Raw genomic sequence first — 13696 nt, 5'->3', positions numbered from 1 at the left:
TATATTTGTTTTTTTTTAAGCATCATTTTATATCAGGTTCTTTATGCAGCGAAAGTGGTTTCAATACTGGTTTAACTCCCCTTACTATCATATCCTATACAGTCAGCGAAATGATGAGGAAGCCGAATTCTTAATTGATAACTTAACTGCTTATCTGAAACCTCCTGCAGAAAGCCGGATACTGGATATCGCCTGTGGCAGAGGCAGACATGCGATCTACCTCCAGAAAAAAGGTTTTGATGTGACCGGGATAGACCTTTCCGAACAGAATATCAAATATGCACGCCAGTTTGAGTCCAAGCAACTGCATTTCTTTGTACATGACATGCGTAAACTGGGTTATATCAATTACTACGATATTGCACTGAACCTGTTTACCAGCTTCGGTTACTTCGACACGGAAAAAGATCATGTGAGTGCCCTGAAAGCATTCAGGAAAAGTATCAAAGCTGACGGAAAAGTGGTGATTGACTATTTTAACACCCAAAAAATCCTGAAAAACCTTACCCACCGCGAGATAAAAACCGTGGAAGGCATTGATTTCAATATCCATAAATATGTCACGGAGGGCAAAATCATCAAGAATATAGATTTCGAACACAAAGGTAAACATTTTGCCTTTGAAGAACGGGTGCAGGCCTTTTCACAGACCGATTTTCAGCGTATGCTGGAAAAAAGCGGACTGGAAATCACGGCAACTTTTGGCAGTTACGGATTGGAGGAGTTTGATGAAATGAAATCCGACAGACTTATTCTTGTGTGTAAAAAAATATGATGACGTCCTTACATGAGTTTGATGTAGAGCTTTTCCTGAGTATACACAGGGGACTGGCGAACGGATTTTTCGACTGGTTACTACCTTTAGTGCGTAACCGTTACTTCTGGTCGCCGTTATATCTGTTTATTATTATATTCTGCTTTAAAGAGTATAAAAAAAATGGGTGGTATATCATCGGGATGCTTCTGCTGACCTTCGCCCTGGGCGACCTGATTTCCGCGAGGATCATCAAACCAGCTGTTGCGCGGGTCAGGCCATGTAATGAAGTTACCCTTGTCAATGACATCATCCACAGAGTTCCCTGCGGCAGCGGATACAGTTTCCCCTCCTCGCATGCGACCAATCATTTTGCCATTGCCGTATTTCTGATCATGGTATTCTATCCCAGGTGGAAACCCATTTTACCCCTGGCGCTTGCCTGGGCATTTATCATTTCCTTTGCACAGATCTATGTAGGTGTACATTACCCTATAGATACCATGGCAGGAGCATTACTGGGAACGGCAATAGGGCTTTTCACAGGGAAAATATATAGAAAATTACAACCGGTACGATAATGGAAATCTGGAAACTTCTCGTTTTGTTTCTTTGCGCCTTTCTTGGGGGCCTTACGATATTTTTTGTCAAAAGTGACAAATCACAGTTACTGAAACTGATTCTTTCCTTTAGCGGGGCTTATTTATTTGCCATCACTGTTCTTCATCTTATTCCTGAAGCCTACAGTGGCCCGGACCATGAACAGATAGGTATCTTCATCCTGATTGGTTTCCTGCTCCAGATCTTCCTTGAGCAGTTTTCTGAGGGTGTGGAACACGGCCATATCCATAGGCACCATGAAACGAAAGCATTTCCTTATGGCATCATGATCAGCCTCTGCCTGCATGCCTTCCTGGAAGGTATGCCCCTGGCGGCCGACCAGCACAATGCTTTGATCTTCGGGATCTCCCTGCACCATATCCCGGCAGCTTTTGCCCTCTCCAGTATCCTGGTGCAAAACCAATTTGACCGGAAGTCCATCATCTTTTATGTGGCCATTTTTGCGGTAATGGCTCCATTGGGATTTTGTTTAAGTTATGGGATCAGCAATGGAAGCATAGGTGGCATTGAAGCTTATTTCAATAAAATGATGGGTATTGTGATTGGTATCTTCCTGCATATTTCCACAACCATCCTCTTCGAATCAAGTGTAGACCATAAGGTTTCCCGAAAAAAAATGCTGGCTGTACTGCTGGGTATAGCCGTCGCACTGATTGGATTTTATTCTTCAGGTACAGGATCAGGACATCACCATTAACGCCTGATCTTATCCAGTAATTTATTCAATTGCTCCGCCTCCTCATGGCTGAGGTTGGGCGATAAAATGGAAGACAGGCTGACTTCGTCGTCCATCTTCTTTAGTAGTTCCAGGCCCTTATCACTGATGATGATATCCACTGCACGTTTATCGTAGGGGTTCACTTCCTTTTTCACTAATCCTTTATGCACCAGGCGGTCAACAATACGGGAAGCGTCGCACATTTTATCCAGCATCCGTGATTTTAATAAATTAATGGTACAGGGCTTCGGAAACTGTCCCCGTAAGATCCTGAGTACATTGAACTGCTGTGTAGTGATATCATAGGGCACAAATGCCTGTTTCATCTTTTCATTGCAGTAGTTATGTGTAAAAAACACATTGACCATAGCCTGTTGAAATACACTTTCATATTTGGGTGCCTTCGCTTCTTCCTTAATCTGCATCGTTTGTTTAGCTTACATTTATTTTTTTAAACCGGCAGCAGTATTTTTATTTTTTCCATAGTTCCAGGGACAGTGTTTGCATTTGTTCTTACAGCAATATCCACGTTTAAGGTGGTATGCAGCAGTAAAAACCATCAGTCCTTCGGTATTAAAATAATAATCTGTACCCTCTTCCATCAACTAAGCAATTTAACTTCTAAAATGTTTTCATAAAAACTTTTCAGCTGGATACCACTGCCATGCGTTGTCCACACTTCCCTGGGCTTCACCCGCTCAATAGTTCCCACAATTTCCTGCCAGTCGACATGATCCGATATATACACCTGCAATTCATTTTTGTTTTGTAAATGTTTCCATCCGGTCACAAAAACCCGGATGACATTGATCGCCCTGATATAACTGCGGTAAACCATAGGGGGTACCATGTAAATCAGGTTGGCCGGATTCGCTTTCATGACTTTCCTGTCGTACACTTCATACCTGCCCACATCAATGCCGAATTTCTCATAGATCTTGATAAAAGGGACAATACTGTGGTGAACCAGGATTCTTTTTTCCGGACAGTGGTCATTGATCAGGCGTATCAGGCGCTGGCTTTTACCCAGGGCATAGGCACCAAGCATAATATTTACCGACGTGGAATTCAGTTTTTTGATTTCCTCCACGGGATCCGGATGGCTGGTATCAGGGTTAGCAAAAGTAGTCTCCGTAATCAGGACATCTGCCGCAGCAAACTCAATCGGCTCGCAGGTCGGATCCGGCTGCAGCTTATAATCTCCCGTGTACAGGTATTTTACCCCTTCAAATTCCATCATGATCAATGCCGATCCAAGGATATGTCCGGCAGGAATAAAGCTGATTTTCACGCCGTTCAGCACAAATTCATGGTGGTAATCCCTGACATGAAAATTTACTGCCGCAAACTTCTTATACCGGTGTACCATAAACTGCGCAGTGGCATCGGTACAATACACATTAAGGTTTCCACCAACGGCATGGTCACCATGGGCATGAGAAATTACTGCCTCCTTCACTGCTTCCTTTGGATCCAGGTAAAAATTACCATAGGCACAAAACAAGCCAATTTTAGTTGGCACTAAAAAGTCGTTCAATATCATTTAATAATTATTTTATAAATTGTTGGTGTAAATCGAGCACCTGCAGGATCAGGGATACAGACTCCTCATTTCTGATGGTATGACCGGCCATTGCAGCCTTCTGCTCATCACTGAACTGTTTATCCATCCTTGACTGTACCTGCGCTGCGGTCACGTTATCGCGTGTCATGACACGCTGTATCCTGTCGGACGTAGGAGAGGTAACCAAAATAGACTGGTCACACATTTTGTAAGAATCACTTTCAAAAAGCAGTGCTGCTTCCTTGAGGATATAAGGGGTATGGGAAGGAACATTTTTTGTCCATTCCTCAAAAGCCCTGAATGTTGCAGGATGAACCAGTGCATTTAATTTAGCCAGTTCCGCAGCGTCATTGAAGACGATATGGGCAATATATTTATTGTTCAACTGACCGGATTCATCATAGCTACCGGAACCAAAAGTTTGTTTGATCCCTGCTATCAGCAACGGATCAGTGACCATCACCTGTTTGGCCGCGGTATCCGCATAAAAGACCGGAACCCCTAACGTTTCGAATATCCGGCAAACGGTAGTTTTTCCACTGCCAATACCCCCTGTTATACCTATCTTAAGCATTACTTCTCTATAATAAAATCAACTTTTTCCGGTTCCATTTTAACCAGCTTGCAATAGTCGGGGAAACGGGTCAACTTAACCGTAAACTGGTCATGCCCCTGAACCTTCCATTCCTCCATATCCACAGCGGCTTCAATGAAATCCTCATTCACCTGCTGGTAACTGGACAAAGCCACCATAAAGGTAATCTTTACTTTCTTTGGATAAAGCTTTACATTATAATACTGTTTGTTGTTCAGGATTTTCAGCGGAACCTCAATTGTCTTTTCGGTAAATTCATCTACAGGCAGCTTCACTTCCACACTTGCAGGAAAGATATTCACGTTCTTCAGGACATTCTGTTTCATCGGCACCCTGGTAATAATGGAATCATGGATATCATGCAAGGTCAGGGTATCGGTATTCCACTCATTGATCTTTCCGATTTCTTCCTGTGGACCGGAAACCGTCACGTAACTGGGTGTCAATTCAATGTCGTTCGTAATCCCAAACTGTCTGGAAAACTTCAGGTTGGTCACCAGTTTTACAGGCACCCGCTTTACTGTTCTTTTAGAGAAATCAAAGTATAAGGTATCAGGCCTGACAGAGATGATTTTCTGTGAGGTTTCCAGCTGTCCGTTCACATTATACAATTGCTCGGAAAACAGGATAAAATTCCTGCTGCTGAGTTTATCCAGGCTAATGCTGATCGATTGCGGATTCACCCTGAGACGGGCAAACAGCAGCTGCCATCCGGTACCTTCTACCTGTAAATCGACTGTATCGGACTGCAGGGGGTGAAAAGCTTTATTCTGGGGGAAGTTCCTGTACACCAGCACCGTCTTAGCCGTGTACACATACTTATTATTTAAAGCCATAAAAAGCCAGCCGGCGATTGCGAGAAGCAGACAGGTAACTAAAGCCAAAAAACGCTTGCGCTCTATTTTTGTAAGTTTAATGAATGGCATAACTGCAAAGTAAACAAATTTTAATAAAAAAAGCCGCACCTGAAAGGAGCGGCTTTAAGTGTTTTAAACACAAGTATAAGCTTTCTAGGCTTTTGGTGTTTCCAGGGTAGCTTTAGTCGCATCAAGTGAAACAGCAGTTTTATCAAATCTGATTTTTGCTCCGCTTTCCACTTCAATGAGAAAAGTAAGCTCATTCATATCTACAATCCTGCCGTGGATACCTGCAGTAGTGACAATCTTATCTCCTTTTTTTAATTCAGCAACCAGTTTCTTGTGGTCTTTTGCTTTTTTTACCTGTGGTCTGATCATGAAGAAATAAAATACTATCATGATTAAAACCATTGGAACCAATGTGCTTAACATACTACCGCCGCCGGCAGCTTGTAAAATTACTGTTGATATCATATTCTTTGTTTGTTGTTATTAAATTATGTACCTGAAGTTTCCTTCACTTCTCCAATCAGGTGAACTTCAGACGTGGAAGGATTACCATTTGATGTCACGGTAACGATCTTATCCTGCATTCCCATTTTCCCCGCGCTGTTAAAAACAACTTTTATCACTCCGGTAGCTCCAGGTTTTACAGGCTCCTTAGGAATCTCAGGAACAGTACAACCACAGGTTGCTGTCGCATTGGTCACGATCAAAGGACTTTTGCCTGTGTTTTTGAATTTAAATTCATGCGTTACTTTCTCTCCCTGCAAAACCTTACCAAAGTTGTACATGCCGCTTTCAAAACTAAGCACTGCAGCATCAGGTGAAGCCACGGAAACAGGAGTAGCACCATCAGCTACCTGAGCATTGGATTGTGCTGCCTGTTCAGTTTCAGTAGCGGTTTTTGTACGGTTACAGGCAGCAAATGAAACTGCCAGCAAACCCAATAAAAATATTCTTCTCATCTTATATCATTTATTTTAAAGCGGATAAAGCCTTTATGAGGGATCCAGTCAGCATGATGACCAGCTGATGTTTTCCTCTTTTTATTCTTCAATTAAACCGCGACCCAATTTTTTAATGCTATTGGTCCGTTTCAGATCCCCTAAAATTTTGTCCAAAATACCGTTAATAAATGAATTACTTTTCGGTGTACTGTAATCTTTGGATAAATCCAGGTATTCATTGATCGTCACCTTCACAGGAATAGAAGGGAAGTTCATCAGCTCACAGATCGCCATTTTCATCAGGATAGTGTCCATGAGGGCAATACGCTCAGATTCCCAGTTTTTAGTCCGTTCCGCAATCAGTCCCTGGTATTCATTATTGTTTTTCAGGGTATATACAAAAAGATCTTCCACAAACTTGCTGTCTTCTTTCCAGTCGGCACTGATCGGGGTCAGTTTATTCTTGAAAGGATCTTCGTTGATAAAGTTCTTAATCGTTTTTGCAACCATTCCCTGCATCACTTCCTTATCTACAGGCCAGTTGATAAATTTATCTTCAAAAGCCTGAATGATATTCTGGCTTTTCAGGATGATTTTTCTGAAAATGAATTTGATAATTTCTTTAGAAGATTCCAGGCTGTCATCCGGGTCTTCCAGGTAAGCAGCATATTCTGGTGTAGCTTTAAGCTTGTTGTAGATCGTTTTAATAAATCCTGGTTCTGCATTCCAGTTCACCTGATATTTATTCACGGCAGCCTGAAATTCCGGACTTTTTTGCAACAGCACAATAAATTTATTGTGCAATAATTTCTGGTTAGGATTAAGGTCTTCCGCAGTGGGGAAATGTTTATTTGCCCTTTCAATAGCATCAATGGCCGTATGTTCCGTAATTTCGGAAATCAGTGCCAGCATCCTGATGTACATTTCATATACATCATCAATGCTTTTCATTAATGCTTTCTTTGAGGAAAGTAAATCTTTTTTGTCTGTCATTTGCCAAGCAAAAATATTTTGCAAAGCTTTAATTCTTAAGTGCCTTCTGTTTAACATGAATGTAAGAACGAGTTGGTATGGTTACCGGTTATTTAAAATGATGATTTTATTTTCTTTATATCTATTATTCTTTGTTCTGCTATCCTGTTTGCGGCACGGATAGTAGGTATATTTTCTGCTTTGGAGAGCTTGATCACATTCCTGGTGGCCTCATATATATTCTCTGTCAGCTGCATGGTCCGTTTTTTCCCATAACCGGTCAGTTCCGAATAACAATTGATCAGCCCGCCTGCATTGATCAGGTAGTCTGGTGCAAAAAGAATATTTTTCTCCAGCAACAGCTGTCCGTGGGTCTGCTCATTCGCCAGCTGATTATTTGCTGAACCTGCTATAATGGCGAACTTCATCTTAGGGATCGTACTGTCATTTACGGTCGCTCCCAGTGCACATGGCGCATAGATATCCACATCAAGGCCAAATACCCGATCTGCTTCAACAGCTTTTGCTTTATACTTTTTAGCCACATACTGCAAACGTTCCTCATTGATATCACTGACAAAGACTTCCACATTATCGTTTCTGAGCAGCTCTACCAAATGCTCTCCCACACTGCCAATGCCCTGTACCACTACAGAACGGCCGGCAAGGACATCTGTTCCAAACACCTCCTTTACACAGGCTTTAATCCCCAGGTAAACTCCCTTTGCAGAAACAGGTGACGGATCTCCGGCCCCACCAATAGATTCCGGTACACCGGTCACATGGCTGGTTTCCATACGGATGTATTCCATATCCCTCATTGTTGTCCCAACATCTTCCGCCGTGATAAATTCACCGTTAAGGTTTTTAATAAAACGACCATAACTGCGCATCATTGCCTCCGATTTGCCTTTTCTTGAATCGCCAATAATGACGGCAGTCCCACCACCCAGGTTAAGCCCTGTGATGGCCGCCTTATAGGTCATACCCCTTGATAGTCTCAGCACATCTTCCAGCGCTTCTGCCTCTGTTGCATAGCTCCACATCCTTGTTCCGCCCAAAGCAGGCCCCAGGGTGGTATCATGCACAGCAATAATGGCTTTCAGGCCCGTATCCGGATCATTACAAAAAACGACTTTCTTATGCCCTAAAGAACTTAATTGATCTAAAATTGACGTAACTACGGTAGTATTAGCAGACATATGATTTCGTTTAACACAGAGCCGCAAAACTACGTAAAAAAACATTATTTACATTGCAATAACTAAACAGTTTTCAAAAATCAGCGCCAATTGGCTAACTTTACAGCCACATGAAGCACCTTCGATTTTTAAATAAATATTTCTATAAATATAAATGGTGGATAGTTCCCGGTGTCTTTTTTGTCATCATCTCTAATATCTTCGGCGTTATCCCTGCCCAGGTAATCGGACATGCCTTTAACCTGATCACAGAAAACATACAGATCTACACCCTTTTTGATGGTTTTGAACGCCAGCAGCTGATTTATGATATCTTTAGTTATAGCCTGTTCTACTTTGGGGGAATTGTGCTCTTCCTGTATCTGCTGAGAGGCTTGTTCCTCTTTTTTATGCGGCAAACATTGATCTTGATGTCACGTCATATCGAGTTTGACATGAAGAATGAAATTTATGCCCATTACCAGGACCTCAGTCTTGGATTTTACCGGCGGAACAATACCGGTGACCTGATGAACAGGGCTACTGAGGACGTCAACAGGGTAAGGATGTATGTCGGGCCTGCCATTATGTATGCGATCAATACCGCCGTATTATTCTTACTGATCATCACCTCTATGTATGCGGTAAACGCGCGACTGGCAACCTATAGCCTGTTGCCCTTGCCGGTACTGGTGATCATCATCTACTTTGTCAATACACAGATTAACCACAAAAGCGAGCAGATCCAGGAACAGTTGTCCAGGCTCTCCAGCTTTGTTCAGGAACGTTTTTCCGGGATACGGGTCATCAAATCCTATGTCAGGGAAGACTATACCAGGAAAATATTTGCCGAAGAGAGTGAAGGATATAAAGACAATGCCATGAACCTGGTAAAGGTACAGGCGCTCTTCTACCCTACCATGTTGCTGCTGGTTGGCTTGAGTACCATATTAACCGTATTCATTGGTGGGGAGCAGGTCCTAAACGGTTCCATCACCGCGGGTAATATCGCAGAGTTCATTGTTTATGTAAACCAGCTCACTTTCCCTGTCACCATGCTGGGTTGGGTAACGACATTGATACAACGTGCCGCGGCTTCCCAAAAAAGGATAAATGAGTTCCTGGAACTGAAGGCCGATATCATCTCAGGCCAGCTGCCCCTGGAAGATTTCAAAGGCCATATCGATTTTGATCAAGTTAGCTTTACCTATCAGGATACAGGCATACAGGCCATCAAGGAGGTCAGCTTTCATATTGAAGCCGGCCAGTTTGTCGCCATTATCGGTCGCACAGGATCAGGAAAATCCACCCTGGCCAATCTGATCATGCGCATGTATGATACACAGTCCGGAACCATATCTATTGATGGAAATCCCCTGAAAGAGGTTAACCTCAATACCTTCAGGAGTGGGGTTGGTTTTGTTCCTCAGGAAGTCTTCTTATTTTCTGATACCATCAAAAACAATATTGCCTTTGGCCTGGATGAAGTGACCGATGAGGAGATAGACACAGCAGCGAAAAATGCCGCAGTATACCAGAACATCATTGATTTCGACCTGAAGTTTGAGACCATGCTGGGGGAAAGGGGAATTACGCTTTCCGGGGGACAGAAGCAGCGTGTATCCATTGCACGTGCATTGATTAAAGAGCCCAAAATACTGATCTTTGATGACTGTCTTTCAGCCGTCGATACCAGAACAGAGGAAGAAATACTTAACAACCTGGGCAGGATCATGAAAGGAAAGACCAGTATCCTTATTGCCCACAGGATTTCAACAACTAAAAATGCCGATAAAATCCTTGTACTGGATGAAGGGCGCATTGCGGAACAAGGAACTCATGATGAGTTGATTAACCTGCATGGCATCTATGAAGAAATGTATCAGAACCAATTACTCGAAGAAGAAAATAAATCTCTTTAATTTCTATTTTGATCTTTCCTAATTATTAGTTTATATTTACCCGTACCAAAACCAAGATCAATACCAAACATGGGAGAATTTGACAACAAAGAGAGAGAAGAGGTTTTTTCTAAAAAAGTAAGAGCGGGTAAGAGGACTTATTTTTTCGACGTTAAAGCGACACGTACAGGGGATTACTATTTAACATTAACAGAAAGTAAAAAAAGACTGGAAGATGGTGTATTTGTAAAACACAAGATTTTCCTTTACAAGGAAGACTTTGAGAAATTTGCTGAAGGTCTGACGGAAACGGTAGACTACATCAAAAATCACCAGGAGGTCACAGAAAAAAGATATGAATATTCTGAGAACCATGAAAGCTCCGGTAAAAATCAAAACGACGACTTTTCATTCTAAAATATAATATTTACCGAAGCTCCTTAACCAGGGGCTTTTTTTATATCCCTGGTTATTTTTCAGGGCCAGTCTTCCTTGGTTTTATTGGATTAGCCTTCCTTGACACTGCATTCTTTTACCTGCGCATTGGAAGCAATGATCCAGTCCCCTTCACCGGTAACATTGGTACCAATGCGGATAGGGTTATTTTTTTCAAGGAGGTCCTCAATCTGTAACAGCAACTCAGGTGAAATGGCTTTATTCACTATTCTTATGGGTTCATCCAGCGCATCTGTTTTGATCTCCAGGTCATAAATTCCTGATACCAGTGTCCTGCAGATCATAAATTCTACTTTTTTATCGCTCGTCAATTCATTCAGTGCAGTGAAGGCATGCTTCACCTGGTCTGCATGGACCGCTTTGAAAGTTAAAATGATTGAAGGGTTGAATTCCGGCCTTGCCTGATCACTTGATAAGACTATCTCATCGAGGTCTGCAAGTATTGATTCTATAACTAATCTGTCCATAGCTTATTCTTTTAGTACACAGGTAAAAATCTGTATATACTAAAAAGGAATTTCAGCAGATTTTGTTTGCCGGAGCTTTAAATATTCCTTCCCTTCTGACCATCTATTCAATATTGTCCAGCAGGATCTCATCTTTAGCCAAGGTATTGATGAGGTGATATAAAAGCGCAATGTTTTTATTGTCAGTTTCAATCTTGTTCCCAAGCAGATCTTCTATGATTTCAAAAAACTCATCATATACCTGGTCAAAGATATCCATTTGCTGCAGGCTGATCTGCCTTGTGGTATGGTACAACAGCTGATAGATGTTATAATAAACACCGTTGAGGTCATTTAAGATATCGGTATAGGTCTGTCCGTCAAATTCAATGACATAGGCGAAAAAGCTATCGGCTGCAAGCTCCCGGTATTCTTCATTATCCAGGATTTCATATTCATCCAGGTTATTGATCAATATAAAATTTTTCAGGCAATCTTCTACCTGATGTATCGAATGTACCACAATCTTCACCGCAGGATCCTGCAGGGTTTCCAGCAATTCAAAATCTGCATTTGAAATGGTATCCAATTCAACCAGACCCTTCAGATCGGGCAGCTCTTTTTCAAAAGCAAGAAGATATCCGTATTCACATAATTTGATAGAAATAAAACTCAGTACCTGAGCCGTCATTCCAATAAAGTGATCTTCTGTATATTCCTTACGTTCCATAAAACAATTAAACAGCAAAGATGGAAATATTATACAGGATATTACAGCTTCTTTCCTAAATATCTGAAACCTGCAGCACAGCTTATCAGCAATAAAAAGATCATCAGCCATAACCAGGTATATCCGAATTTTTCTGCCAGGTAGAATCCCGCAGAGGGGCCTATGACCTGCGCGACAGACCAGCAAAGTGTATATCCTGCAGCATACTGCCCACGGTTGGCCATCGTTGTACGGCTCATGACAAAGGTGTTAATGAAGGGAAGGGCAAACATCTCCCCTATCGTAAAAAACACAATAGAAAGGCAGGCGATCAGCACCGGAGTAATTTTTGGCAGCATCAGCACCAGGTAAGAACCGGAGATAAAAAGCACTCCGACAATGATATAAAATATCGGTGATCTTTTGTTTTCTATTTTGCTGATCATGACCATTTCAAACAAAGCGATAATTATTCCATTGACGCCCAGGATAAGTCCGATCAGCATTTCATCGATATGCCATACCTCTTTATAATACAGGGGCACCACCCTGAACATGAGAAAAAAACAGGTGGTCAGCAAAGTTACCAACAGTAGAAAACGGATGAATAAAGCATCCTGCCAGGGTTTAGGGGCCGACGGTTCATCAATTTTCTCTTTTACGACTATCGGAGTCATCCTGACTGCGGGCAGGAAACACAGGATAAATACACCTGCCAGGATACTGACAGATCCGTCAACAATAAAAAGAAGCGGATAGTTGAACGAAGCAACAATACCACCAACACTGCTGCCAAAAGCCCATCCCAGGTTGGTGGCCAGGCGGTTCAGGGAATATGACCGAGTTTGGGTACCCGGAGCGGCATACGTTGCTATGGCTGCAAAATTTGCCGGACGGAAAGCTTCAGAAAAAAAACTGATCACCAGCGTGAGCAAGCAGAGGGTATGGAAATGGGTCAGGGTAGAGAAGAAGATAAAAAACAGACCTCCGATCACAGCAGATAGGATCTGCACAGACCTGAAACCAATCATATCGGTGAGTTTACCCCCCGCCACCGCACCCAGTATAGATCCAGCCCCGAATAAGGTAATGATCAAACCCGCATCTGAGGGTGGCCGGTGCAGGTATTGAGTCATGTACAAACTCATAAAAGGGACTGCCATACTGCAACTCCTGTTAATGAGCATCACGATACTTAATAACCACGTTTCACGGCTTAATCCGGTAAATGATTCCTGATAGGTAGTTCTGGTTTGTTGAAGCAGGGAAAGCAAAATATACTATTTTGGGGTATAAATTTAAATTGCAATATTACTGATTTCCTTACGGATTAGCCCACCTTCAAAGCACCAAAGATACCCTGTAAACCATTTTTCTGAATTTATTTTTATGAAGGTATACTAAACTTAAAAAATGAGCGTCTGTATATATGAGAGCGTTAATTAGATAACGGGGATCAGCCGCCTGGCTGTTCCCCGTTTCTTTTTTCAGGACTTTTGGGCATGCAGTGCTTTACGTTCTGATTCGACTGTTATTTGCGCTGGCCACCTGTTATTTATCTCTGTGCAGCTACTCTCCATCTCCGTCCGTCTTTACACGCTGTATTTGATTGTTCCTTAAGCGTTGTTCAGTCCTTATCTTCTGTATTCCGCTACTGCATCGAGTTCACAGGCACTTTGAACAGCTCATCTGTTCAGCCCTTATCTTCTATATTCCGCTACTGCAGAACTGTGCTGCTTCAATTGAACGGCCCGATGAGATTTATCGCTGCACTGTCCTAAGGCCATATAAATCAGGACAAAGATGATTATTGTGGATAGGCAACCGCCTCCTAATTTTTTTGCACCCCAACCGGCGATTATAGTTTTAAAGAAAGAATTCATAGGAATATGTTTATAAGCCTAACATTACTCCTGGTGTTTAGTTTGATTTCAATTACATATTTATTTAGCTCCATGAACTGTGCATTAAA

The 13696-nt window shown here is 42.1% G+C and carries 17 protein-coding genes; 5 read left to right on the top strand and 12 right to left on the bottom strand.

The features are described 5' to 3' along the window. The first annotated feature begins 43 nt into the window (after positions 1-43). The 3 genes from ACSBL2_RS05305 to ACSBL2_RS05295 are packed head-to-tail and all read left to right on the top strand — an operon-like array spanning position 44 to position 2072. Complete coding sequence (locus tag ACSBL2_RS05305) at positions 44-775, top strand: class I SAM-dependent methyltransferase (RefSeq protein WP_442590629.1); 732 nt, start codon at positions 44-46, stop codon at positions 773-775. Continuing rightward, positions 772-1335, top strand: a complete 564-nt coding sequence (locus tag ACSBL2_RS05300) for a phosphatase PAP2 family protein (RefSeq protein WP_442590628.1) — start codon at positions 772-774, stop codon at positions 1333-1335. Before ACSBL2_RS05305 ends, ACSBL2_RS05300 begins: the two co-directional genes overlap by 4 nt. Then, positions 1335-2072, top strand: a complete 738-nt coding sequence (locus ACSBL2_RS05295; protein ID WP_442590627.1) for a ZIP family metal transporter — start codon at positions 1335-1337, stop codon at positions 2070-2072. Before ACSBL2_RS05300 ends, ACSBL2_RS05295 begins: the two co-directional genes overlap by 1 nt. Here the strand turns inward: ACSBL2_RS05295 and ACSBL2_RS05290 are convergent. The 9 genes from ACSBL2_RS05290 to ACSBL2_RS05250 all read right to left on the bottom strand — a co-directional run bounded on the left by ACSBL2_RS05290 (position 2069) and on the right by ACSBL2_RS05250 (position 8233). Next, the gene (locus ACSBL2_RS05290) at positions 2069-2518 is read right to left on the bottom strand and encodes a MarR family winged helix-turn-helix transcriptional regulator (protein WP_442590626.1); all 450 of its coding nucleotides are present in this window, start codon (positions 2516-2518) and stop codon (positions 2069-2071) included. The two genes, ACSBL2_RS05295 and ACSBL2_RS05290, sit on opposite strands and share 4 nt — an antisense overlap. Before the next feature lie 18 nt (positions 2519-2536). Then, entirely contained in the window at positions 2537-2695 is a 159-nt protein-coding gene (locus tag ACSBL2_RS05285) for a DUF5522 domain-containing protein (RefSeq protein WP_442590625.1), read from the bottom strand. Further along, a complete protein-coding gene (locus ACSBL2_RS05280; RefSeq protein WP_442590624.1) occupies positions 2695-3636 on the bottom strand; it encodes an MBL fold metallo-hydrolase in 942 nt (313 codons plus the stop codon). The genes ACSBL2_RS05285 and ACSBL2_RS05280 overlap by 1 nt, the downstream gene beginning before the upstream one ends. 7 nt (positions 3637-3643) lie before the next feature. Beyond that, positions 3644-4231 carry a dephospho-CoA kinase gene (gene coaE, locus ACSBL2_RS05275; protein ID WP_442590623.1) on the bottom strand — a complete coding sequence of 196 codons (588 nt, stop codon included), beginning with the start codon at positions 4229-4231 and terminating at the stop codon, positions 3644-3646. Beyond that, positions 4231-5178 carry a CdaR family protein gene (locus ACSBL2_RS05270; RefSeq protein ID WP_442590622.1) on the bottom strand — a complete coding sequence of 316 codons (948 nt, stop codon included), beginning with the start codon at positions 5176-5178 and terminating at the stop codon, positions 4231-4233. Before ACSBL2_RS05270 ends, coaE begins: the two co-directional genes overlap by 1 nt. Before the next feature lie 84 nt (positions 5179-5262). Next, a complete protein-coding gene (gene yajC, locus ACSBL2_RS05265) occupies positions 5263-5583 on the bottom strand; it encodes a preprotein translocase subunit YajC (RefSeq protein ID WP_442590621.1) in 321 nt (106 codons plus the stop codon). A gap of 23 nt (positions 5584-5606) precedes the next feature. After that, a complete protein-coding gene (locus ACSBL2_RS05260; RefSeq protein ID WP_442590620.1) occupies positions 5607-6077 on the bottom strand; it encodes a DUF1573 domain-containing protein in 471 nt (156 codons plus the stop codon). Between the two features lie 81 nt (positions 6078-6158). Further along, a complete protein-coding gene (gene nusB / locus ACSBL2_RS05255) occupies positions 6159-7052 on the bottom strand; it encodes a transcription antitermination factor NusB (RefSeq protein WP_442590619.1) in 894 nt (297 codons plus the stop codon). Between the two features lie 92 nt (positions 7053-7144). Further along, positions 7145-8233: a Glu/Leu/Phe/Val family dehydrogenase gene (locus tag ACSBL2_RS05250; protein ID WP_442590618.1), complete on the bottom strand. Its 1089-nt coding sequence runs from the start codon at positions 8231-8233 to the stop codon at positions 7145-7147. Positions 8234-8343: 110 nt separating this feature from the next. On the opposite strand from ACSBL2_RS05250, the gene ACSBL2_RS05245 reads away from it, so the two are divergent. Together ACSBL2_RS05245 and ACSBL2_RS05240 are read left to right on the top strand one after the other, a co-directional pair. Further along, positions 8344-10134 carry an ABC transporter ATP-binding protein gene (locus ACSBL2_RS05245; RefSeq protein ID WP_442590617.1) on the top strand — a complete coding sequence of 597 codons (1791 nt, stop codon included), beginning with the start codon at positions 8344-8346 and terminating at the stop codon, positions 10132-10134. A gap of 69 nt (positions 10135-10203) precedes the next feature. Then, positions 10204-10530, top strand: coding sequence for a DUF3276 family protein (locus ACSBL2_RS05240; RefSeq protein WP_442590616.1), 327 nt, complete (start codon positions 10204-10206; stop codon positions 10528-10530). A gap of 89 nt (positions 10531-10619) precedes the next feature. Here ACSBL2_RS05240 and ACSBL2_RS05235 read toward each other — a convergent pair whose 3' ends face one another. The 3 genes from ACSBL2_RS05235 to ACSBL2_RS05225 all read right to left on the bottom strand — a co-directional run bounded on the left by ACSBL2_RS05235 (position 10620) and on the right by ACSBL2_RS05225 (position 12887). Beyond that, a complete protein-coding gene (locus ACSBL2_RS05235; protein WP_442590615.1) occupies positions 10620-11036 on the bottom strand; it encodes a hypothetical protein in 417 nt (138 codons plus the stop codon). A gap of 103 nt (positions 11037-11139) precedes the next feature. Further along, positions 11140-11745, bottom strand: coding sequence for a hypothetical protein (locus ACSBL2_RS05230; RefSeq protein ID WP_442590614.1), 606 nt, complete (start codon positions 11743-11745; stop codon positions 11140-11142). A gap of 41 nt (positions 11746-11786) precedes the next feature. Next, a complete protein-coding gene (locus ACSBL2_RS05225; RefSeq protein ID WP_442590613.1) occupies positions 11787-12887 on the bottom strand; it encodes an MFS transporter in 1101 nt (366 codons plus the stop codon). Positions 12888-13696: the final 809 nt, after the last annotated feature.

The sequence above is a fragment of the Pedobacter sp. AW31-3R genome (assembly GCF_052180285.1).
Lineage (GTDB): Bacteria > Bacteroidota > Bacteroidia > Sphingobacteriales > Sphingobacteriaceae > Pedobacter.
Note: the sequence above shows the minus strand (reverse complement) of the source record. Positions and strands in the feature narration are given on the sequence as shown.